The 22,565-nt window shown below is 58.5% G+C and carries 18 protein-coding genes; 9 read left to right on the forward strand and 9 right to left on the reverse strand.

The annotated features are described in order from the left end of the window. Positions 1-462 precede the first annotated feature (462 nt). Positions 463-1,023, forward strand: a complete 561-nt coding sequence (locus NKI66_RS31370; RefSeq protein WP_502900985.1) for a hypothetical protein — start codon at positions 463-465, stop codon at positions 1,021-1,023. A 250-nt stretch (positions 1,024-1,273) separates the two neighbouring features. Here NKI66_RS31370 and NKI66_RS31375 read toward each other — a convergent pair whose 3' ends face one another. The 4 genes from NKI66_RS31375 to NKI66_RS31390 form a co-directional block, all read right to left on the reverse strand. After that, complete coding sequence (locus tag NKI66_RS31375; RefSeq protein WP_352753902.1) at positions 1,274-3,715, reverse strand: GcvT family protein; 2,442 nt, start codon at positions 3,713-3,715, stop codon at positions 1,274-1,276. Between the two features lie 86 nt (positions 3,716-3,801). Continuing rightward, positions 3,802-4,416, reverse strand: coding sequence for a short chain dehydrogenase (locus tag NKI66_RS31380; protein WP_352565145.1), 615 nt, complete (start codon positions 4,414-4,416; stop codon positions 3,802-3,804). Between the two features lie 21 nt (positions 4,417-4,437). Then, a complete protein-coding gene (locus tag NKI66_RS31385) occupies positions 4,438-5,310 on the reverse strand; it encodes a dihydrodipicolinate synthase family protein (protein WP_352753903.1) in 873 nt (290 codons plus the stop codon). Positions 5,311-5,327: 17 nt separating this feature from the next. Then, entirely contained in the window at positions 5,328-6,683 is a 1,356-nt protein-coding gene (locus NKI66_RS31390; RefSeq protein ID WP_352753904.1) for an NAD(P)/FAD-dependent oxidoreductase, read from the reverse strand. Positions 6,684-6,819: 136 nt separating this feature from the next. Here NKI66_RS31390 and NKI66_RS31395 point away from each other — a divergent pair, with 136 nt between their 5' ends. The 6 genes from NKI66_RS31395 to dddP all read left to right on the forward strand — a co-directional run bounded on the left by NKI66_RS31395 (position 6,820) and on the right by dddP (position 14,595). Then, on the forward strand, positions 6,820-7,728 hold the full coding sequence (locus NKI66_RS31395; RefSeq protein WP_352753905.1) for a LysR substrate-binding domain-containing protein: 909 nt from the start codon (positions 6,820-6,822) through the stop codon (positions 7,726-7,728). Between the two features lie 255 nt (positions 7,729-7,983). Further along, a complete protein-coding gene (locus tag NKI66_RS31400) occupies positions 7,984-9,525 on the forward strand; it encodes a trimethylamine methyltransferase family protein (RefSeq protein WP_352565139.1) in 1,542 nt (513 codons plus the stop codon). A gap of 59 nt (positions 9,526-9,584) precedes the next feature. Next, positions 9,585-11,234, forward strand: coding sequence for an ABC transporter substrate-binding protein (locus NKI66_RS31405; RefSeq protein ID WP_352565138.1), 1,650 nt, complete (start codon positions 9,585-9,587; stop codon positions 11,232-11,234). 92 nt (positions 11,235-11,326) lie between these two features. Next, a complete protein-coding gene (locus tag NKI66_RS31410; protein ID WP_352753906.1) occupies positions 11,327-12,019 on the forward strand; it encodes a cobalamin B12-binding domain-containing protein in 693 nt (230 codons plus the stop codon). A 143-nt stretch (positions 12,020-12,162) separates the two neighbouring features. After that, entirely contained in the window at positions 12,163-13,131 is a 969-nt protein-coding gene (locus NKI66_RS31415; protein WP_352753908.1) for a GlxA family transcriptional regulator, read from the forward strand. A gap of 132 nt (positions 13,132-13,263) precedes the next feature. Then, the gene (gene dddP, locus NKI66_RS31420; RefSeq protein ID WP_352565132.1) at positions 13,264-14,595 is read left to right on the forward strand and encodes a dimethylsulfonioproprionate lyase DddP; all 1,332 of its coding nucleotides are present in this window, start codon (positions 13,264-13,266) and stop codon (positions 14,593-14,595) included. Positions 14,596-14,761: 166 nt separating this feature from the next. Here dddP and NKI66_RS31425 read toward each other — a convergent pair whose 3' ends face one another. Next, positions 14,762-15,751: a GlxA family transcriptional regulator gene (locus NKI66_RS31425; protein ID WP_352753909.1), complete on the reverse strand. Its 990-nt coding sequence runs from the start codon at positions 15,749-15,751 to the stop codon at positions 14,762-14,764. Positions 15,752-15,878: 127 nt separating this feature from the next. On the opposite strand from NKI66_RS31425, the gene NKI66_RS31430 reads away from it, so the two are divergent. After that, positions 15,879-16,202, forward strand: a complete 324-nt coding sequence (locus NKI66_RS31430) for an enolase C-terminal domain-like protein (RefSeq protein ID WP_352753918.1) — start codon at positions 15,879-15,881, stop codon at positions 16,200-16,202. Positions 16,203-16,318: 116 nt separating this feature from the next. On the opposite strand, the gene NKI66_RS31435 is transcribed toward NKI66_RS31430, so the two are convergent. Genes NKI66_RS31435 through NKI66_RS31445 form a run of 3 tightly spaced genes read right to left on the reverse strand, consistent with a single transcriptional unit; the run spans position 16,319 to position 20,048 of the window. Beyond that, complete coding sequence (locus NKI66_RS31435; RefSeq protein WP_352753911.1) at positions 16,319-17,383, reverse strand: GlxA family transcriptional regulator; 1,065 nt, start codon at positions 17,381-17,383, stop codon at positions 16,319-16,321. Next, a complete protein-coding gene (locus NKI66_RS31440; RefSeq protein ID WP_352753912.1) occupies positions 17,383-18,489 on the reverse strand; it encodes a mandelate racemase/muconate lactonizing enzyme family protein in 1,107 nt (368 codons plus the stop codon). The genes NKI66_RS31435 and NKI66_RS31440 overlap by 1 nt, the downstream gene beginning before the upstream one ends. Before the next feature lie 8 nt (positions 18,490-18,497). Further along, positions 18,498-20,048: a trimethylamine methyltransferase family protein gene (locus tag NKI66_RS31445; protein ID WP_352753914.1), complete on the reverse strand. Its 1,551-nt coding sequence runs from the start codon at positions 20,046-20,048 to the stop codon at positions 18,498-18,500. A gap of 407 nt (positions 20,049-20,455) precedes the next feature. On the opposite strand from NKI66_RS31445, the gene NKI66_RS31450 reads away from it, so the two are divergent. Next, positions 20,456-21,367 (forward strand): LysR substrate-binding domain-containing protein, encoded by a 912-nt coding sequence (locus tag NKI66_RS31450; RefSeq protein WP_352571877.1) that lies wholly within the window; start codon positions 20,456-20,458, stop codon positions 21,365-21,367. Positions 21,368-21,537: 170 nt separating this feature from the next. Here NKI66_RS31450 and NKI66_RS31455 read toward each other — a convergent pair whose 3' ends face one another. Continuing rightward, positions 21,538-22,416, reverse strand: coding sequence for a LysR family transcriptional regulator (locus tag NKI66_RS31455; RefSeq protein WP_352753916.1), 879 nt, complete (start codon positions 22,414-22,416; stop codon positions 21,538-21,540). Positions 22,417-22,565: the final 149 nt, after the last annotated feature.

A 22,565-nucleotide genomic window follows, 5' to 3' on the forward strand; every position in this document is an offset into this window, starting at 1 on the left:
TGCGTAAGCAAAGCGTAAGCACGGCAGGGAGGGGTTTGAGCCGCTCCGTCGTACCGTCGGCGCTGATCGATTTCAAATTTGTTTTGTAATTTCAGAGGCATAGAGCGCATTCGGATAGAATCGGATAGTTTCGGCGAAAGCCACTGTCCATTCTCCGAAGGCAGAGGTCACAGGTTCGAATCCTGTCGGGTGCGCCAGATTCTATATATATTACAAATGGTTAGGTCGGCTATGGGTTCGGCAGTTCGATGTTGGGCAATTTGCACGTAAGCGGCAGAGCCGGGTTTTCCACTCATTGTACTGGCGCCAATCGATGCGAGTTCGCTCGGAATACGGCAAAAGCAGCCCATTTTCTTTGGGAAAGTCGACATCGAACAAACGGCAGACTGGTGGCTGCTGCCCATAAAGGCAGCAGTCAAAGTCGTGCGTCCCGTAGTGGATTTGGACACGTGGTTGTTAGAGGTGCCCATCATCGGAGGTCGGCTGGAATGGGGCCGCAAGCGGCCTGACAACTCACAGGACGAGGTCATTGAAAGCGGCCATTCCGCTTTCAATCTTTTGGAGGCCATCCAACGGATTCGCGGACTGACTGATCGACCGAGCCAAAACTCGGAGGCGAAGGCCTGCAAGTTTGCGACGCCAATGAACCAGACCCCCAAGGCCGTCTTCTCACGACGGGGGCCGGCCATCCTGGGGAACGGGAACACCCCGCTGGCGCTCGACGAGGCCTGCGCTCGTCAAAACGGGTACCAGAGCCATCATTTCCCGCTAGCCGTGGTGGAGTTTGTCTCGGAGACGCCCACAAATACCAGTGATGGTGCCAACCACCGTGCTGCGGTTATTGTCGGCACGATAGTTGTCCGAACAGATGACCATGGCGATTTGGCTGAATGGCTCAGTAAAAAGACGGTGTCCCTGTCCAGCGCCCATAAATGTGTCGGCACTCAAACCCGACCAGTGGAAAAGCCGAGCCAGGTTCTCGACATCTGGCCTCTGTCCCTGCGCCATGAGGATCAGTGTTGAAGCGCTGACTCCCGAAAGGTCCGCGACTTGCTTCCAGTTCAGTTTTCTATCTGACTTCTTTCGATCCAGCTCCTTCAAAAACGCCTGTGTGTTGAACTCAGATCGCGTCATCCAGTCCACTCTTTCAAACAAGATATGAATCTATATCGACTTTCGAGCTCGACTTGCGAAGACGAGCCGTATTAAAGAAAAGCACGCCCATACCGACGGGTCTCCCGTTCGGCTATTTAACGTCGAGCAGTGGACCGCGCTACATCTTCACCCGATCCGACTTCGGATCGTACATCGACTTCAGCGATGCTTCGGCGGCAAAGCGCTCGCCTGCGATCTCGATCTCGTAGGATGAGCCCAGCACGTCCGCCTCGCTCTCGCCCTGGCACTTGATATAGCCCAGCCCGACGGCGCCGCCGAGGTGATGGCCGTAATTGCCTGATGTGATCGGACCGACGATCTTGCCGTCGCGCAGGATCGCCTCACTATGGAAGAGCAAGGGCTCGGGGTCCTTCAGCCGGAACTGGACCAGCCGCCGGTTCAACCCGGTCTCCTTCTTCTTCAGCACGGCATCGCGACCGAGAAAATCGCCCTTGGCCGTCTTCACCGCAAAGCCGAGGCCGGCCTCCAGCACATTGTCCTCGTCGGTGATGTCGTGGCCGAAATGCCGAAAAGCCTTTTCGATGCGGCAGGAATCCAGCGCGTGCAGGCCGCAGAGCTTCAGGCCGCCTTCGGCGCCGGCCTCATCGATCGCCTCGAAGACATGGGCCGCCTGGTCGGTCGAGACATAGAGTTCCCAGCCGAGTTCGCCGACATAGGTGACGCGGTGGGCGCGGGCCAGGCCCATGCCGATCTCGATCTCCTGGAACGTGCCGAACGGATTTTTATCATTGGAAAAATCGTTGGGGCTGACCTTCTGGATCAGCTTTCTTGCGTCCGGGCCCATCAGGCAGAGCACGCTTTCGGCCGCCGTCACGTCGGTGACGACGACGAACTCGTCGGCGACGTGCTTGCGCAGCCAAGCCAGGTCGCGCTGCAGCGTGGCGCCGGGGACGACGAGGAAGAAAGCCGTTTCCGACAGCCGCGAAACCGTCAGGTCGCTCTCGATGCCGCCGCGCTGGTTGAGCATCTGGGTGTAGACGATCTTGCCCGGCGCGACGTCCATGTCGTTGGCGCACAGTCTTTGCAGGAAAGCGCTGGCGTCGCGGCCCTCGACACGGATTTTGCCGAACGAGGTCATGTCGAACAGGCCGACGCCATTCCTGACCGCGAGGTGTTCTTCCCGCTGGTTGTCGAACCAGTTCTGGCGCTTCCAGGAATAGCGGTATTCGCGCTCCTGGCCCTCGCGTGCGAACCAGTTGGCGCGCTCCCAGCCGGCGACTTCGCCGAAAACGGCGCCGCGCGCCTTCAGATGCTCGTGCAGCGGCGAACGCCTGACATTCCGCGATGTCGCCATCTGCCGGTAAGGAAAATGGTCGGCATAGAGCAGGCCGAGCGTTTCGGAGACGCGTTCCTTGAGATAGCGCCGGTTCTTCTGGAACGGCTGGGCGCGGCGGATGTCGACTTCCCACAGGTCGAACGGGGCTTCGCCGTCATTGATCCACTGCGCCAGCGCCATGCCGGCGCCGCCGGAGGAGACGATGCCGATCGAATTGTAGCCGGTCGCCATCCAGTAGCCGGACAGCTCCGGCGCCTCGCCGAGATAGTAGCGGTCGTCGGGCGTAAAACTCTCAGGACCGTTGAAGAAGGTGTGGATGCCGGCGGTTGCCAGCATCGGCATGCGGTTGACGCCCATTTCGAGGATCGGCTCGAAATGCTCCATGTCCTCCGGCAACTGGTCGAAGCAGAAATCCTCGCTTATGCCGTCCATGCCCCAGGGTTTTGCCACCGGCTCGAAGGCGCCCAGCATCATCTTGCCGGCGTCCTCCTTGTAGTAGGCGCACTCGTCGGGGACGCGCAGCACCGGCAGACGGGTGAGGCCGGGGATCGGTTCGGTGACGAGGTAAAAATGCTCGCAGGCATGCAGCGGGATGGTGACGCCGTTCTGCGCTCCCAGTCCGCGCGCCCACATGCCGGCGCAGTTGACGACGATGTCGGCTTCGATCGTGCCTTGGTCTTCGCCCTGTGCCCAGGACACGCCGCTGACGCGGCCGGCCTTGGTATGGACCTTGGTGACCTTCACATTCTCGACGATGGTGGCGCCGCGCTGGCGCGCGCCCTTGGCCAGCGCCATAGCGATGTTGGCGGGGTCGCACTGGCCGTCGAGCGGCAAATGGACGGCGCCGACCACATCCGAAATGTTGAGATGCGGGTACATCTCACTAACTTCGTTGGGCGAAATCTCGCGCACATCGACATCGAAAGCGCGGGCGAGCGACGCCTGTCTATAGATTTCGTGTTTGCGCTCTTCGGTCAGCGCCACGGTGATCGAGCCGACTTGGCGCATGCCGGTGCCGATTTCGGTCTCGGCTTCCAGCTTGACGTAGAGGTCGGCCGAATATTTTGCCAGTCGTGTCATGTTCTGCGAGCCGCGCAGCTGGCCGATCAGGCCGGCGGCGTGCCATGTCGTTCCCGACGTCAGCTGCTTGCGTTCGAGCAGCACAATGTCGGTCCAGCCGAGCTTGGCCAAGTGATAGGCGACCGAACAGCCCGAGACGCCGCCACCTATGATCACGGCGCGAGCTTTGGACGGAATAATCAAGCGGTCTTACTCCCGTTACTAGACCAATCCATGCCGGATAAGCTGATGCCAGTGCGGCCAACCAAGCGGCGACCGATGCAGTCAGGTCAGCGATCTCGTGACCATCCAATCCTGTAAACGCATCCAGTTTGCTTGCCCTCGACACTTTTAACGTAACCAAGCACCACGTCGTTCGTCGCGACAGCCTTCGAACCCCGGAAGTAAGGACTGTACAGCGGAGAGGACTCCTCGAGCATAGTCGGACTCACCAGATTGATCCGACGATCTTGGCGAAGCTCAATTGCAGCACTTCGGATAAATCCTTCGAGCGCGCCATTGACCATCGCGGACGATGTCCCGAGCGATATCGGATCGTCGTTCGTTGGACCGGAAGTCAACGTGAACGATCCTTCCTCACGAAGGAATCCAAGTCCAAGTCTGACAAGGTTCACCTGCCCCATGAGTTTGCTTTGCAAGCCGATCGCATATTGCTCGATGGTGAACTCCGCGAGCGGGGCGAAATGAACGGTGCCGGCTGTGCATATCAGGGCATCGAACTCGCCGATCTGACTGAACATTCGGCTTATGGACGAGGGATTGTCGATATCGACCTGGAAATCGCCGGCGCTTCGGCCAACAGCGATCAGATCATGGCGCCTGGCGAGTTCGGCCGACACGGCCTTGCCGATCACGCCGCTCGCACCAACATGAACGATTCTCACGAAGCCCCGCCTCTCTGCGCCTTACACGCCCAACGGTTCAAGCGAACGGCGAAGCTGCGTTTCCTGATATGCGGAGAGCTTTCTCAATGGGCTGCGAACATTACCTGTTCCGTAGCCGCGCAGTTGCGCCGCTCGAAGTACTGACGGCGTATAGGGCGACCTCCAGATAAAGAGCAACGAGGGCAACATGCGTTGCCAGAGCGCTAGCGCCTGTTCATATTCCTTACGGTCCACCAATCTATATAGGTCGACCGCTTCAGAAGGCATGTAATTGGCACCGCCCCATATGACGCCGCGTGCCCCGGCCATCAACGCGTAGAGTGTGGTGGTGTCGCAGCCATTGAGGACCGTCCCGCTTGTCTGCAGGTATTCCTGATGGACAGTGAAGTCCCCTGCACTGTCCTTGATGTAGTTGAAGTTCTTCAACTGGGTCAGGCGCTCAAACAGCTGTGGTGAAACCGAAATGCCGGTGGCCTGTGGGATGTTGTAGCCGACCAGGTCGATACCTAGTTCAGCATCGATTGCTTTGTAGAAGTCGAAGATTCCCTGCTCATCACTCGGGCCCTCCAGGTAGGGTGGCAGCACCATCAATGCGTCGGCGCCGACGGACTCCGCGTGACGCGACCTTCTGATGACTTCGTCCATATTCAAAGCGGAGGTCTGGCAAATGACGTTGCAGCGACCAGCTATTCGCTTTGCGCCTACTTCGTAGAGGCGGTTGCACTCGGCCTCGGTAAGATAGGGATGTTGCCCGGTCCCTGCGCCAAGCACCAGCCCGTGAACACCTGCGGCGACGTACTTGTCGATCAGATCCTCGAAAATCGAATAGTTGATCGCACCATTCTCATCGAACGGTGTTTGCATTGCCAGATTTATGCCCTTCAGGTCCGCCATGATCTCTCTCGTTGTATCTAGACTTCAGCGCCGGCCTGTCGGAAACGGACCGCGGTTACGATTCGAACGCCCATTGCTGTGACGGGTCTGGGATAGGGCTTGCTGGGACTAGCGCGCGTCTTGAGGATGTCGACTACCGGCGACGATCGCCCTGACGCCAGGTCGGCTATGGCCTTGCCGAAGGCAGCTCCTCGCGCGACGCCTGTACCGTTGCAGAATGCGGCGCCATAGACCTTCTCCGCCAACTCGCCGAAGACCATTCCGCCATTTTGCGCGAGAGTAAGAAGGCCACCCCAACTGGCCTCGAAGCCGATCGAGGAGAGCTCCGGCCACCGCCGATCGAACGCGATCTGCTGCTGCACCCGAGCCTTCATCACGTCCTGCGTGGTGGTCTTGAAGTCCGTCGCATAGGAATAGACGTTGCGAAGGAACAGCCGGTTGTCGATCGTGCGACGAACCGTCGTGCCGAAGCTGTTGGCTGGGATTAGTCCGTAGGCTCTCTTGTTCCCCACCTGCGAAAGCTCGCTCTCGGTGAGCTGTCGTGTCATGCTCGCAAATGTGTACAGCGGTATGGCGCGGTTGTCGAAGAAACCGAACTTCGTCAGATAGCCTGACGCGCAGATGATGACCTTCGAAGCCCTGATTGTTCCGGCGGGCGTCTCGCAGATGTGCTTCGGCGCCCCGAACTGCACCGCCACGATGGGGGTGTTTTCGTGAACGGTGACGTTCGCGGGCAGGCGCCTTGTCGCATTCTGGAGATACTTCGCAGGCTGGACCAAGACGGTGCCGGGATGATGCAGGGCTTTGATGTAGTGCTTGCTTCCTGTGATCGCCTGGATTTCGGGGGTCTCGACCCAGCTGTAGTTCTGCCCAAGCTTATCCAGTGCCTGCGAAAAGCGGTGCAGATCCTCCACACCATGAGCGGTGGCCGCACTGTGGTATTTTCCCTGCGCGTCCCAGTCGCAATCGACCCCATGCTCTTCGACAGCGCTTCGGATATAGGCGATCCCGTCCAGGTTAACGAACAGCTCTTCCTTGTTCCCCTTGATGTCTTCGACGAAATCGCGCTTCCGAGGATTGTGCGCGAGATCGATGACGAAACCCATGCACCGTCCGGATGCATTGTTCCCAATACGGCCGGCGTCTACCAGGACAACCGAAGACTGCGGGTTGAGTTCGGCAAATCGGCGGGCCGCGTGCAGCCCCATCCAGCCGCCGCCAATCACGAGGCAATCACAAGCAACATCGCCTTCCTGTGGAAGCAGCGCCAACTCCGGTCCGGCAGCAGTGTACCAGCCGGACACAGTCGGTTCGGGATGGGGTGGCTGAACGACTTTGCGCTCTTTCGTCATGGTTTGGTTGAACGAATTCACTGCCAACTCGCTGAGTTAAGGCGACCGATGACGAAGGCTTGGCAACAATCCGCGGTCGCGTTGTTTCCTGTTCAAATAGATCAGTTGGCTGGCGTCTCGTAGACGGAAAAGATAGCGTCTGATATAGACCTGCTTCATGTCAAAGCTTCGTAGCATGGTGCCCTCGACGCATTCGCTTTTTGTCTTCGAAGCGGCTGCCCGCACCCTAAGTTTCAAAAGCGCAGCCAGCGAGCTCAACGTGACGCAACCGAGCGTCTCGCACTCGATCAAGTCGTTCGAAAAGCATTGCGGGACCGCGCTCTTTGCCCGTGATAATCGAGGGGTAGAGCTGACGGAGGCAGGCAGGCAACTCTACGATGAGGTGCGCACGAGTTTCCGCCGTCTGGAACAGCGACTTGAGACCATCTCAGATCGCGGAACGAAGTACATCACTTTTGCTGCGTCGACTTCTCTGGCAGCACATTGGCTTGCGCCTCAGCTCTATCATTTCCAGGAAGAGCATCCCGAAGTTAAGATCAAGGTTGTCGCCACCGATCGGGATATCGAGCCCGATCACGAAGTGGACGTCACCGTATGGGTGCGGCCACGGGATTTTGACAGAACCAACAGTTGGTTCGTATGCGACGAGATCATTTTTCCCGTCTGCTCCCCCGCATATCTTCTGGCGCATCCCGCCCCCCAGAGCGTCGATGAGCTGGTTCGACATCAGCTTATTCATTCGTCCGATGCCTTTCGCCGGCGCATGAGCTGGCCCGAATGGGTCGCGCTTGCAGGCGGAGATCCCAGCGAGACGAAACCGAACATTGTATTCAATGACTATCAGCTGACGCTTCAAGCAGCTCTTGCCGGCGAAGGAATCTCGCTGGGATGGTCCCTGACCGCCCAACACCTGCTCAAAAACCGCCTGCTGGTTCGGCCCATCGCGACCGAGATCAAGACCGACCGCGCCTTCTTCCTGTTGTCTAATGGCGATGCAGGCAAAAACAAGAGGTGCAAGGTACTTGTAGACTGGTTCCTCGCGCAGTCGCAGGAATTGCGCCCTTAGACGGCTACCGGCACCGCTGCCCAGGTTCCCGTACCCACCCCAGCCGCCTCGCCTTTCGGGTGTCCTAACCAGGCAACGAGTGCCTGCGCAGTCGATCCAGGTATAAACTGAGTTTAACGCCAGCGAAACCTTTTACGAGTCCTCAGGGCGCTCACAGAACCCTATTGTCAACGTCAATGAGCAGGGCTGCGTTCCGTAAGCGGACCGAGGAAAGCTCTGTTGACGGGGACCTTAGCGCCCCTCTGGGAAAACGCGATGATGGACACTGATACTCCCGTAATCCGACGCCGCGGAGGACGCGCGTCGGTCGTAGCCGCCCGGGAAGCAGAGAAGAGGCCTCGCGTCTCGACGATCAAGTACGGCATTCGACCCGTGGAGGCCGTCACTGCTGAGCAGCTTGAGCGCCTTCACCAGGCTTCGTTGGCGATCTTGCGCGAGATCGGAATCGAATTCCGGGATGAAACGGCGATCCGGCAATGGAAGGAGGCGGGCGCCGACGTCCAAGGCCAACGTGTGCGCCTCGATGGCGAGATGCTGATGCATCTCATCTCCAAGGCGCCATCCCGTTTTGAGATGACATCTCGCGATCCGTCACAGCGTTTCGAGATCGCGCCGGACACAATGACCTTCGGCGCCATGCAAGGCGCGCCAAACGTCCGGGACCTTCAGGGTGTGCGACGCGCATCCACGATCGAGGATCTACGGGACATGAACCGGCTGACCCAGATGCTGCCGGGGTTCCATATCGCCGGCGGGTTCACCTGTGAGCCGACCGACATCGCTGTTCCATGGCGCCATCTGCACATCAACCATTCGAGCCTTGTGGAAACGAACATGCCCTTCTTCGGTCTGACGACCGGGAAACAGCGAGCCGAGGACTCGATCGCCATGGGGCAGATCGTCCACGGCAAGGCCTTTATGGATCAGAATGCGGTGATGCTCGGTCACGTATCGGGAAACTCGCCGCTGGTCTGGGATTCGACCATGCTGGAAGGGCTCCGCGCTTTCGTCGAGGCAAACCAAGTCGTCCTGCTGTCGCCTTTTGTGCTCGGCGCCGCAAACACCCCTGCTGACATCCCGGCCACAATCGCCCAGTTGAACGCCGAGGCACTCGCAGCCCTCGCCTACACCCAGTTGGTCAGGCCCGGCGCCAAAATGATCTATGGGCAATATTCAGTCTCGGTGTCGATGCGCAGCGGCGCCCCGATGTCCGGCATGCCCGAAGTCACGTTGATCAACGCCGTCATCGGCCAGATGGCAAGGCGGTATGGTTTGCCGTGGCGCACGACTGCATCCCAGTCGTCCGCCAAGACCTTTGATGCTCAGTCCGGATACGAGTCGGCGATCGCTTACATGTCGGGGGCGAGCGCAGGCGCGAACCTGATGATGCACGCGGGCGGCTGGGATGAGGCCGGCCTCGTATGCTGCATGGCGAAGTTTGTCGCCGATGCCGAACAGAACCTACTGATCGAAAAATACGCGCGGGGGATTTCGTTCGAGCATTTCGACGACGCTCTCGAGGCAGTGCGGCGCATCGGTCCCGGCGGCCACTATCTCGGAGATTCCTTCACGCTCAAGCGCTTCAAGGACGCATTCTTCGCGCCGGAGATCCTCGATTACCTCAGCTATGAGCAGTGGAAGGTCAAAGGCTCAAAGGACATGGCGCAGCGCTGCCGTGAGAAGGCGAAATCGATCGTCGCGAGCTACGAGCAGCCGCAGATGGATCCAGCCGTGCGCGAGGAACTCGATGCATTCGTGGCGCATCGCCAGGAGGAAATCTCGCCAAGCCTCGCCTAGGCATCCGCCCAATAACCCACGCGATCAATATCCGGGAACCACTAGCAAGGGAGAAGAAAATGGGACTGTTCAGAAGCAATGGGAATCACGTTCCGGCTGCCATCGAAAAAATGGCGAGCGACGTCAAAGCCGGACAAATGGACCGACGCGAGTTTCTCGCGCTTGCAAGCACGTTCGGCGCCTCGGCTGCGATGGCCTACGGCTTGATTGGCGTGGCATTGCCGCAGCCCGCACGCGCGGCCGAGCCGAAGAAGGGCGGGACTCTGCGCGTGTCCATGCCCGTCAAGGCGCAGAAAGACCCACGTACCTATGACTGGGTTGAGCTTGCCAACATTTCTCGGTGCTGGCTCGAACCGCTGGTTCGCTACACACATGAATTCACATTTGAACCTGTCCTGCTGGAAAGCTGGGAGGTCAATGAGGATGCCACCGAATATGTCTTCCATGTCCGGAAGGGCGTGACATGGAACAATGGCGACGCTTTCGACGCCGATGACGTAGTCCTCAACATCACCCGCTGGTGCGAGAAGGGCGTCTCCGGCAATTCGATGGCCGCGCGCGTCGGGGGACTGATCGATACCAAGACCGGCAAGGCGAGAGATGGAGCGATCGTCAAGGTCGATGACCATACCGTCAAGCTCAAGCTGAGCGACCCGGACATCGCTATCATCGCGAATTTCACCGACTACCCTGGACTGATCGTCCATCGCAGTTTCGATGCCGGCGGCGCTGATCCGGTCGCAAAGCCGATCGGAACGGGCGCCTTCGAACTGGTATCCTACGCGGTCGGCAGCAAGGCTGAAGTCAAACGCCGGGAGAATGGCAAATGGTGGGGCGGCGAAGCTCTGCTGGATGGAGTGCAATTCATCGATTATGGCACCGACTTCCAGGCAACGGTGGCTGCCTTCGACTCCGGTGAGATCGATGTGAACATGGAGACACCGGCGGACTTCATCGACATCCTGGACAAGATGGACGTGGTCAAATCGGAGGTCGCCACCGCAACGACACTGGTGTGCCGCACCAACACGGCCAACAAACCCTATGACGACAAGAAGGTCCGCAATGCGCTGCAGATGGCGGTAGACAACAAAACCATCCTTCAACTCGGCTATGCAGGGCGCGGAACGGTCGGCGAAAACCATCACGTCGCCCCGATCCATCCGGAATATTTTGCATTGCCTAAGAAGAGCCGGGACGTCGATGGCGCGAAGAAACTCATTGCTGAATCCGGTCATGCCGAGTTCGAGCATGAACTGATTTCGATCGACGAAGACTGGCAGAAGAATACCGGTGACGCCATTGCGGCGCAGCTTCGAGAGGCCGGCATCAAGGTCAAGCGCACGGTGCTTCCGGGTTCGACTTTCTGGAACGACTGGGCGAAGTATCCCTATTCGCTGACCGTCTGGTACATGCGGCCGCTCGGGGTTCAGGTCCTGGCGCTGGCTTATCGCACTGGCGAGGCTTGGAATGAGACTGCTTACGCAAACGCCGACTTCGATGCCAAGCTCAAAAAGGCGTTCTCGGTCAGCGACGCCGCCAAGCGGAAGGAACTGATGAAGGACATCGAAGATGTGCTTCAGGATTCTGGGGTCATCATACAGCCGTTCTGGCAAAGCCTCTTTGGTCACATGAACAAAAAAGTTCAGAACTATGCAATCCACCAGACTTTCCAGATGGATTTGCAGAAAGTCTGGCTGGCAGCCTAGCAGACTCCCGAGGCTCCAACCGGAAGCCTGGTCGGTGCCCCATCGAGCATGGGGTACCGACCTCCTTTGAACTATGCGTGAGGCGACCCGACATGGCCGACGACGAGATCATCCTTTCCGAACTTTCCGACGACGAGTTGGTGCAGCAGATGCACGACGATCTCTATGACGGGCTGAAGGAAGAGATCGAGGAAGGCACCAACATCCTGCTCGAGCGTGGCTGGGTGCCGTACAATGTGCTGACCGAGGCGCTGGTCGAAGGCATGCGTATCGTCGGCGAGGATTTTCGCGACGGCATCTTGTTCGTTCCCGAGGTGCTGCTGTCGGCCAACGCCATGAAGGCCGGCATGTTCATCCTGCGTCCGCTGCTCGCCGCCACCGGCGCGCCGAAGCAGGGCAAGATGGTGATCGGCACCGTCAAGGGCGACATCCACGACATCGGCAAGAACCTGGTCGGCATGATGATGGAAGGCGCCGGCTTTGACGTCATCGACCTCGGCATCAACAATGCGGTCGAGAAATACATGGCAGCGATTGAAGAGCACCAGCCCGACATCATCGGCATGTCGGCACTGCTGACCACGACCATGCCCTACATGAAGGTCGTCATCGACACGATGAAGGAAAAGGGCATTCGCGACGACTATGTCGTGCTGGTTGGCGGCGCGCCGCTCAACGAGGAATTCGGCAAGGCCGTCGGCGCCGATGCCTATTGCCGCGATGCGGCCGTGGCAGTCGAAACCGCCAAGGACTTCATGAAGCGCAAGCACAACGTCCGCGGCTGATGGCGGCGGTATCCATCCTGCAAGACGCTGGTGCCAACGCCGCTCGATGTTGATGACCGTCAACGAGGATGTATGACCTTATGAATGCGCCATTTTCAGCAGGAGACAGTTCGAGGATCGTGGGGTGGGATCCCAGCCGGCAGGTGATCGACACCCACGACGTGTACCGACTGGTCATTCTTGCACTTCCGGGATTTTCTCAGCTCGGCCTTTCTTCCTTCGTGGATCCGCTTCGCCTTGCCAATTCGATCTCCGGACGATCCGCCTTCGAGTGGACGATTGCGAGCCCGGATGGCCAGCCAGTCGAATGCGCCAGCGGGTTCATCCTTTCGGTCGGCGGTAATTTTGCCGGCACTGGAGAATGCATTCAGTCCGGCAGGGGACCAAGCATGGTCATCGTCTGCGCGGGCGAGCCGGTCCAAAAGCAGATGTCGACTTCCCTCACGAAGATTCTTCGGCTTTGCAAGCGGCAAGGGGTTCCAATCGCGGCGTTGGGTACCGCCACATGGCTGCTGGCGGAAAGCGGATTACTCGACGATACCGCTTGCACAATCCATTGGAACCAGAGGGCCGCCCTCTCGGAAAAGTTCGGCCGCCTCCAGGTTACCGACCAACTGTTCGTTCGCGATCCTCACCTCCTGACTTGCGCAGGAGAATTCGCGTCCTTCGACCTCGTTATGGAGGTGATCAGCGAGCGCCTTGGCAGAGACATCGCGTTGGCTGTCTGCCGACATACGACTGCCGGCCATTGGCGTCCCGCTTCAGATAGACAATCGACCGTCAATGCTGGTGAAACCGGCATCTGCAAGTCGCTTGCAGACGTCATTCAAATCATGGAGGAGCATATTGAGGATCCACTGCCGCTCCGCTACATCGCAAAATGCGTCGGCCGCTCCCAGCGTCAGATCGAACGGCTTTTCCAGCAGTCAACGACGTGGTCTCCCATGCGATTCTATCTGCATTTGAGACTTAGCCGCGCCAAGCGTCTCATTGAACAGACAGAGTTGCCCGTTGTCGAGATCGCAATCGCATGCGGTTTCGCGTCGGCCTCGCATTTTTCGAAATGCTTCCGCCAGGCCTTCGGCCTCAATCCAAGTGCTTGTCGAGGCTGATAGCGTACAAGTCCAGGATGAATGGACCGTATGCCGGGCAATATTTTCCGCCTTCAGCAGCGCGGAGTCCCGAGCGAAATCCGTCAACTCGGCAGTACACCGACACATCTTCAGCAGTAGGAATCATCAAGAATGTCCTCGTTTTCGGTCGCGAAGAACAAAATTGATCCGACGCGCCGGGCGACGGCGCTGAAGCCGGATGGAACCATAGACGAAAACGATCGGGTGGAGATCGGACCGACAGATGTCGCTTTCGCCGAGTGGGCAGCGCTAGGCCTCACTCCTCCAAACCTGGAACGGATGAGGAAAACCCGTCTAGACCGTATCGTGCAGCAACTGCGCCAACGGGATTACGCCGGCGTGCTGTGCTTCGATCCACTGAACATCCGATATGCAACTGACTCCTCGAACATGCATCTTTGGATCATGCACAATCCATCACGTGCTGTTTTTGTTTCAGCCGATGGATACGTTGTTCTTTGGGACTTCCATCGTTGCGGGCACCTTTCGGAGCATCTGCCATTGGTGAACGAGATTCGCGCGGGCGGTGCGGGCTTTTACTATTTCGTGTCTGGCGATCAAGAGGAAGCCGTTGCCAAGGATTTTGCAGGGCAAATTGATGAGCTGTTACGAACCCATGGAGGCAAGAACCGCCGACTTGCGGTCGACAAGATCGAGATCCCCGGCTTGCGCGCGCTGGACGCCGCCGGCATCGAAATCTGCAACGGTATGCAACTCATGGAGCATGCAAGGGCTGTAAAGGGTATCGACGAGATCAATGCCATGCGCTGCTCCCTGGCAACGTGCGAAATTGCGGTTGCGAAAATGCGCCAGCTTTTGCGACCAGGTATTGCAGAAACTGAATTGTGGTCAGTTCTCCATGCTGAAAACATTGCGCGCGGAGGTGAATGGATCGAGACACGAATACTCACTTCTGGCCCGAGGACAAATCCCTGGATGCAGGAAGCAGGACCGCGAAGGATAGCAGCAGGAGATCTGGTGGCCTTCGATACCGATATGGTGGGACCATACGGTATGTGCGCGGACTTTTCGCGAACCTGGTTTTGCGGTGATGGGCGCCCGAGCGATGAACAACGCAGACTCCACGCCATCGCTCTCGAGCACATTACGACCAACATGGAACTCTTGCAGCCGGGCATCTCATTCACTGAACTCACCCAGCGGGGCCATAAATTGCCGAAAGAATTCGTTGATCAGCGATACGGCATAATGATCCATGGCATCGGGCTGTGCGACGAATATCCTGCAATCTACTACCCTGAAGACTTTATTCCAGGAGCGTTTGACTATGCTCTTGAGCCTGGCATGACTTTGTGTGTCGAGGCTTACGTTGGTGCCGTTGGAGGCCGTGAAGGGGTAAAACTTGAAGAGCAGGTCCTGATAACAGAAGACGGCTATGAGAAGCTTACGAAGTGTCCTTTCGACGCTGCGTTGATGAGTTGAGCTGCGGCCATGAGCCGGGGAGGCCGGAGGCGGTTAATGCGGCTTTCTAGGCTCGGGATCGTGGCGAAATCGGGTCAAAACTTCCCATTCGCACATCGTGGCCGCCGACCACCTCATTTAGAATTCGTTCGAGCAGAGAAGGTCACAACGGGACAAAGGTGGTGACCTAACTTGAAATCGCTGACCTGAATTTGGTAGGCGGCTGGCCATAGGTCTCACGGAAGAGCCGCGAGAAATGCGATGCGTTCTCAAAACCGACCTCGACGGCGATCTCGATCATTGGAGCACGGGTCTGCATCAGGAGGTGCTTCGCCCGCTCCAGACGCACCCTTGTGTAAACAACAGCCGGAGAACTCTTTGTCTTCTCCATGAAGAGGCCCTCGAGTTGCCTTCGGGACAGTCCAACCAAGGCAGCCACCTTGGGAATGGAGATCGTATTCTCGATATGGTTCTCCATGATGATGAGCGCCGCCTTGAGCCGAGGATCCTGGCATTCAATGAAGGTCGGGCTGTGCGGCTGGATGTCGGACGGCGCGCGCGCCCTCTCGATCTGCAACACTTCGAGGGCGTTTCTCTCTGCCTCTCTACCGATATGACGTCTAACGATTGACGCCGCCATGTCCGCTGCGCTGCTGCCCCCGGCACATGATCCCCTGGCGCGATCAAGATTGAAAAGACGGTCCGACCTGACCTCGTGATCCGGGAAGCGTTCGCGGAAAGCGTGATAGTGGAGCCAGCTTACACAGGTTCGGTGGAACTTCATTAAGCCGGCCTCGGCCAGGATGAACGTCCCCGTACAGACCCCGATCAGTGGAACTTTGGCGGCGGCGGCTCTTTTGAGGTAGCTGACCGTCTCGCTATCGACTGGAAATTCACTGTTCAGCAGCCCGCCCACGACCACGATATAGTTGAACTCGGTCGGGTCCACGAAATCCGATGTCGGTGCGACCAGGAGACCGCAACTGGAGGTGATCAGATTACGGGTGCTCGCTAGAAGCTGCCAATCCGCGAAAATCCTACCGGATTTGTCGGCCTCATCGCTGGCCAATCTGAGCGTGTCGACGAACAGCGCGAACGCAGAAAGAGTAAAGGAACGAGCCAGTACAAAGCCAATCTTCAATCGGCCGACCCCAAGCGCTTCTGGTGCTGATTTCATGACCGGCTGCCTATGTATCGTTGGCTAACAGCGCCATCGCGCCATTCGAAGCGAAGGCATCTTTCTTGCAGGCAAGGTCTGCCCGACACTGAACCGGGAGGCTCCGCAGTCTCTTCCGAACGATGGCATCGGACTAAAGATCTCGAAAGCCGGTGGCCTGACTCACGGCCGGCGCCATCGCGACATCTGTCGTGCCGCAGGCCTCACCATGAGTGTTCAGGAAACCGCTGGCTCTACCATCGCCTTTGCTGCAATCGTTCACCTTGGCGCAACCGTACCCACGCGACTCTTGCGCTGCGTGTTGAAAAGCGACGATATGGTCACGGCAAAAACAGCCAAGTTCAACGCTCACTTTGGCGACGGAGGGGTCATCCCGCCGGATCTCCCCGGGCTCGGAATCGAAGTGGATCACGCTGTTCTCGGCGAGCCTATTATGACTTGGGGCGATTAGGTTGATCAGCAGCCTCGCGCGCTGGCTTAAGTGTGGCTCTGCGTAGCCAGGGGCGCCGCCGTCTTCTTTGCTAGAGCTCCACGCCGATGAATTCAACCATCAGGGTCTAGACTGAACTATCCCAAGCCTGGGCCGACCCATGCCGGCACCATTGTCCGGCACTGCTGTGGCGAAAGACCGTTGATGATACGAAAGCATTTGGCAAAATGCGATGCTGAGATAAACCCGCAGGCTACAGCAATATCTATGATGGGCATACGCGTGCCTTCGAGCAGGCGCTTGGCTTGGTCGACCCTGACCCTGAGGTAGTGACGGGCCGGCGGCTGACCTATGTGGATCGCGAACAGGCGTTCAAGCTGCCGGCGGGAGATCCCAACCCGGCCCGCAACGTCACCCATCGACAGCGCAGTCTCCACATTCTCTTCCATAATGCGCATGGCCATCGCCAGCTTGTCGCTGACACCCGCAAACGCCAGACCTGATGGACCCGTCTGGCGGTTCGAACCGGAGCGTTGGCCCTCTACCGTGGCATGACGACAGACTTCCTGAGCGACGTAGGCGCCCGCGTGACCCGCAACAAGATCCACCGCGAGATCGAACGCCGCCAATTCACCGGCGCAGGTTGAATATTGGCCATCCCTGACGAACAGGGAATCACGGATGCGCGGCTTGTGAAAAACCTCGGAGAAAGCCGCGAGCCGTGACCAATGGATAGTGCAACGGCTCTCCGCGAGAAGGCCCGTCTGGGCGAGAAGCCACGTCGCCGTGCCCACCGCCGATATCGGTATCCCGCGCCTCGCCAGTATCCGCAGGAACGCGTTCAGGTGAGGCGTCATCTGCTTTTCAACAGGTTCGCCCGCTACGACGACGAACTGGTTCAGCCTGCAATCGTAGGACCCGTCCGCGGCCAATTCCTCGACTGTCACGTCCACTGGAATCGAAAGTCCATTGGCGCCCACGACCGCTTGGCCGTCGGTCCCCGCAATCCGCCAGCGGAACAGTGGAAGCCGGGAAACTGCGTTGGCTATACGCAAGGGCTCGATATAGGCGTGAAGCGCCAGATGCGAAAATCCTGGCAGCACGAGCACGGCAATGTCATGCGCCTTGCCCGGCACCTGAAACGCAGCTTCAAGGCGGACGGGGCTGCTGACTTCGGGGACGCGGGCCGGAGCATTCATCATCAACCATAGCTCGCTACCGGGGCGCCAAAGGCGCCGGCTTCGGGCTTCACTCCGAGGCCCGCTCCCTGCGGCACGGCAATATGACCATTTTCTATGACAACGGGGTTCGTATTGTCGTAGTGCCCATCGATATATTCTTGCGCGATCCAGGTGCCTTCAAAGCGACGTGGCTCAACCGTAGAAGCAAGATGTACGCACGCGGCTGCGATAATGTCGCCGCCCCATGCGTCGTCGCAGGTGTGCGGCAGCGACCGGATGGAACACATATCGCGGGCGACCGCCATTTTGGTCAAACCGCCCAGACGCGTAACTTTGAAACCAAATCCATCGGCAATGCCCGACGATATGGCCCGCAATACTGCATTAAGGTCTTCGGTGTTCTCGTCGAGATAAATGGGATGGGTAAACCTGCCCCGGAGAGTGGCGTTCTCTTCCATGCTGTTGCAGGGCTGCTCGAACACGCACGGGATGTTTTGGCAAAGGCGATCCAATTGAAGCGCAGATGCTACGGACATGCCACGATTGCCGTCCACAACGATGCTTGCCTTGAGGCCCACAGTCTCCCAGACCTTATGCACCGTTGCTGCGTCCTTCTCTAGGTCGCGACCACCAATCTTGACCTGGATACGCGGGTAGCCCGCTCTGACCTTGTCGGCCACGATACGCGCGGATTCGTCCGGAGCGCCCACAATCAGCGAGTAGTAAGACGGCACGCGGTCTGTAAGTGCTCCGCCCAGCAGCATCGACACCGGCACGCCAAGACGCTGGCCGATGAGGTCGAGGAACGCTATGTCGAGCGCCGCCTTGGCGTAGTTGTGCCCGTTGAGCCTTTCATCCATCCGTTTGGAGAGATGACGTATCGACTGGGTCGACTCTCCAATCAGGCCTGGCGCGATTTCAGCTAACGCCGCCCGAGCTCCCAGCGCGTGATGGGGTTGATAGACTGGACCGACTGGGCAGGTTTCGCCCCATCCTGTAATGCCGTCATCCGTCACAACCTCGACAAGGGTGCTGTCCAACGAATGGACTTCGGTGCTCGCCATCTTATAGGCGCCACCCTTGGTTGGAAGCTGGGTCGAATAGACGTTGATCCTGTTGACGCGCATGACAACGCTCAATAATCGTCGTTGAGCGCGTCAACCGCCGGGATCTCGCGCGAGCGTCGATCGATATAGGCGCGCAGTTCTTCATCTTTGGCCTGATCCAGCGTGGGCTCCTGGTACTCTCCCAAAAGGTGCTTCGCATGGTCGAGCGCCCTTTGCTTTATGTCCTTGGAGCCGTCGACCTTCCATTGCTCGATCGAATTGTTATCGAAGAGCTTTGGTATGAAAAATGCACGTTCGAAGTTGGCCTGGGTATGCGGATGGCCGAGATAGTGGCCACCGGGTCCGACGTCACGGATGGCGGCCAAGGCCTCGTCGAAATCTTCCCACTGGATACCTTGGGTCATGCGATAACCCATGGCACAAACCTCGGCATCGACCACGAACTTGGCGATGGAACAATGCATCCCGGCTTCGTTCCAGCCCGCCGAGTGCCAGATGTAGTTGGCGCCGGACATCAGCACCGCCATCATTGTCATGGCGCTTTCGTAGCCGGCCTGAGCATCGAAAATCTTGGCACCGCCGAGCAGGTTCGATGTGCGCCACGGCACGTTGTAGCGTCGCGCCATCTGACCGATCATGAAGTTCATCAGCGATATCTCGGGCGTTCCAGCCATTGGGGCGCCGGACTGCATGGAGACCGTCGACAGGTAATGCCCGTAGATGGCCGGACAGCCCTTGCGGATCACTTGGGTGTAGGCGAGTGCGGAGAGTGCCTCGGCATTTAGCTGCGCCACCGCAGCCGCCGTCGACGCAGGCGTGTTTGCGCCGCCCAGCACGAAGGGCGAGCACAGCACCGGCTGGTTGCGCCGGCAGAACGCCCGCATGGCGCCGAGCATGACCTGGTCCCACACGAGCGGAGAATTGCCGTTGCAATTTCCGGTAGTGACCGCATTCGTTTCCATGAAGCCTTTGCCAAAGAGAATCTCGCACATCTCGAGCACGTCCTCGGCATTCTTGGGCGAGGTGGTCATGCCCATGAAGATCTTGTCGGAATGCTTCATCGACGAGTAGGTGATGTGCAGATGTCGGTGCGCAACGACGATATCCATCGGCTCGACGATATGGTGCGCCGATGAATGCAGCGCCGGCATCATGTGCGCCAGCTTATGGAAGGTCCCCAGGTCCGCAATGGTCGGGCCGCGACGCACGTCGTCAAGATCGCGCATGTATGGCGCGCCGGTCATCGGCACGAAGATCGAATTCGGGCCGCCCAGCTGTACGTTTTTTGCCGGGTTGCGTGCGAAATACTCAATGTCGGGGGGGATGGTTTTGATCAGATCCATCACCAACGCGCGATCCAGATAGACTCGCTCACCGCGAACGTCGGCGCCTGCTCTCTTCCAGTCCTCAAGAGCAATCGGATCGCGGAATACCACGCCGACCTCTTCCAGGATCGCCAGCGACGCTTCGTGAATGCGTTCTACCTGCTCTGCATCCATGGGCTCGATTACAGGTAGCCCGCGCTTGAGTGTCGGCAGCATCTCCACCTTGGGCGCGGTCCGAATAATTCGGCGGGCGTCGCGTCCTCCCCTTCGCGAGATTTGCGCTTCAATGGTCATGCGGGCCTCCAAAAAGAACACGCGAGCCGCAGCCGGACCGCGCGCGACTATCGCTGCAACCCGCCGATTTGACCTACTGCAAAAGTCTCACGCGCGTGTTGACTTATACGCGGACGTCGGAGGCTTCGCCTCGTCGCTTACGATTGACCCAATCAGCATCGTCATGGGAAACGCGGCTCATTCACTGAACGCCGGCCCGTAAATCATTCCCTCCCGCGCCAAGCAGAAACCTTCATCTTTGCTGAGTTGCTACGGTCAGCATACTCCGCATGAAAGTGCCTGCAGTCCCGACAGCACCAGCTTTAGCAAGATGCGATCTGGTGTATGCATGGTAGAGATCACGACGCCGCGCGCACGTCTTGACGAAGTTTCTGCCCCGCTCGGTTTTGGAACGTTTGGAGCCCAGGATGGTTCGCCGATATTATGACCTACCCTCCCTGACAGCTCTCGCCGTCTTCGAAGCATCCGCCAGGCACTTGTCGTTCAAATTGGCGGCGGGAGAGCTGAATGTAACTCCCGGGGCGGTAAGCAGGCAGGTCAAGGCGGTCGAGGACGAACTTGGCGTTCAGCTGTTTGTAAGGCTGGGCTCGGGGGTGATGCTGACGAGTGCCGGCGAGGACCTCTATGGCGTCCTTGCGAGTGGCTTTTCGCGCGCAGCCGAAATTGTCCGTAACGTCAAGCGCGGCGATCGCTCCAAGAACGTCACGCTCGCCTGTTCTGACGCCTTTGCTACGATGTGGCTGATACCGCGTATGCCCGATTTCTGGACACGTTACGGCGAGATTGCAGTCGATCATCTGATCTCTGACAATCCGCGAGACTACCGGAGGGCCGAGGTAGAGTTGCGCATCCGATATGGGTTCGGCTCCTGGCCTGACGAGAACGCCGAGCTTCTTTTCGGCGAAACCATCTATCCGGTCTGCGGGGTGGAGTTTGCCAAAGCACATCGAGACGCGACGGCAGCATCCCTGCCGGATCTTCCCTTGCTGCATGTCGACTGGGTTGATCCGAACTGGGCGGGCTGGGACGAAGTCTTGCGACGTGCGGCCGTGCCCCACGGCCCGACCCGCGGCCGCCGATTCGGAAAATTCTTTGTAGCCATGCAGGCGGCTCAAGCCGACCAGGGCCTTGCCGTAGGCTGGCATCGCCTCGTGAAGTCACAGATAGACGAAGGCAAACTGGTCAGGCTGACCGAACTCGAACTCCCGGCTCCAGGAAGCTACTATCTCACCTGGAACGATAAGCGCACGCTTTCACCAGCTGCCGAAATCCTGCGAAGCTGGATCCGAGAAATCGCAATGCAGGAACGAGACAGCTAGAGTTCGTCCGTCCGGAGCGCTCCTCGTGTAGATTTTTACGGCGATCCTATTGCCAACTTCCATCGACAGGGTCCATCCGCGTTGAAGGCTGCGGGTCAGCGGTTACACTCCCTGTGATTGAGCCTCAAGGTGCCGACTTCCTACGAAGTCCGCGAGCAAGAGAGCAGCCCTCAAGAGCTTTTGGCGAGCCAACTGGCAAAGAGTCGGGCTTTCGAACCTGCCTTGGGATGGATTTTCAGATAAAATGCCCTGGGCGATGGAATATTGTCGGGCACAAGTGCGACCAGCCGTCCCTGATCCATCAGACGTTTGACCAATCCATCCCATCCCAAGACCGCCCCAATGTCATCCTGAGCGGCCTGGAGGGCAATCATGTAGTTGTTGACTGAAAACCTGCGGCCCTTTGGGATGGTGTGTCCAAGCGCTTGAAACCAGTCCGGCCAGTTCTCCCAGTCGGTATCCTCGTTATTCGTATGAATCAAAGGCGCCTTGAGCAGATCCTCAATCCGGCCAATGCCATGCTCAGCGGCGAATTTTGGCGTTCCCAGCGCGACGATGCGATCGTGAAAGAGTTTGTGGCACTCTTCGCGATTCTCCTGCGCATCACCGTATTGAATACTTAGATCGCAACGGATGGCGGCTCCGGGCACGTCGCTGACGATCTGCGAGACAGTGATGGTGGGATGGCTTTTCCAGAAGGTAGAAATCTTCGGTGTAAGCCAAAGCGAACTGACTGCCGTCGTTGTCCGGATGGTCACGTCAGCGGTTTCGGGGCGATCACGCATGTGAGTAACGGCGTCGGAAATCGTCTCTAGCCCGCGCTGCACCGCAACGAACAAGAACGCCCCTTTCTCAGTCAATTCGACACCACGGCTCCTGCGCAGGAACAGGCTGCATCCCAAGTCACCCTCAAGCGCCTTGATTTGGTGGCTGATGGCCGCGGGTGTCACGTTCAATTCCTGAGCGGCATTCTTGAAACTTGCATTTCGGGCAGCAGCCTCGAAGCAGATGAGAGCGGTCACCGAGGAGAGATCGTACGGTCTTGGCATCACAGCCCCTTCGGAACCGCTTGTTGGCCCATGGGAGCTCGCGGCGTGCAAGACATTAGCTGAACTAACTCGTGCTGAAAATTACTGCTGTTGCGCAAAAGGCGTTCAAGCCAGAAAATTTCATTTCAAATAAGCCTGCTATCCATGGA

Source organism: Mesorhizobium sp. M0518, from assembly GCF_040321125.1.
Lineage (GTDB): Bacteria > Pseudomonadota > Alphaproteobacteria > Rhizobiales > Rhizobiaceae > Mesorhizobium.

Bases quoted from the DNA above. Each gene is read 5' to 3' on its own strand.
- NKI66_RS31425 (WP_352753909.1), bottom strand. From the start codon at position 15,751: ATGAAATCAGCACCAGAAGCGCTTGGGGTCGGCCGATTGAAGATTGGC.
- NKI66_RS31455 (WP_352753916.1), bottom strand. From the start codon at position 22,416: ATGCCAAGACCGTACGATCTCTCCTCGGTGACCGCTCTCATCTGCTTC.
- NKI66_RS31445 (WP_352753914.1), bottom strand. From the start codon at position 20,048: ATGACCATTGAAGCGCAAATCTCGCGAAGGGGAGGACGCGACGCCCGC.
- NKI66_RS31450 (WP_352571877.1), top strand. From the start codon at position 20,456: ATGGTTCGCCGATATTATGACCTACCCTCCCTGACAGCTCTCGCCGTC.
- NKI66_RS31440 (WP_352753912.1), bottom strand. From the start codon at position 18,489: ATGCGCGTCAACAGGATCAACGTCTATTCGACCCAGCTTCCAACCAAG.
- NKI66_RS31395 (WP_352753905.1), top strand. From the start codon at position 6,820: ATGTCAAAGCTTCGTAGCATGGTGCCCTCGACGCATTCGCTTTTTGTC.
- NKI66_RS31400 (WP_352565139.1), top strand. From the start codon at position 7,984: ATGATGGACACTGATACTCCCGTAATCCGACGCCGCGGAGGACGCGCG.
- NKI66_RS31435 (WP_352753911.1), bottom strand. From the start codon at position 17,383: ATGATGAATGCTCCGGCCCGCGTCCCCGAAGTCAGCAGCCCCGTCCGC.
- NKI66_RS31385 (WP_352753903.1), bottom strand. From the start codon at position 5,310: ATGGCGGACCTGAAGGGCATAAATCTGGCAATGCAAACACCGTTCGAT.
- NKI66_RS31410 (WP_352753906.1), top strand. From the start codon at position 11,327: ATGGCCGACGACGAGATCATCCTTTCCGAACTTTCCGACGACGAGTTG.
- dddP (WP_352565132.1), top strand. From the start codon at position 13,264: ATGTCCTCGTTTTCGGTCGCGAAGAACAAAATTGATCCGACGCGCCGG.
- NKI66_RS31405 (WP_352565138.1), top strand. From the start codon at position 9,585: ATGGGACTGTTCAGAAGCAATGGGAATCACGTTCCGGCTGCCATCGAA.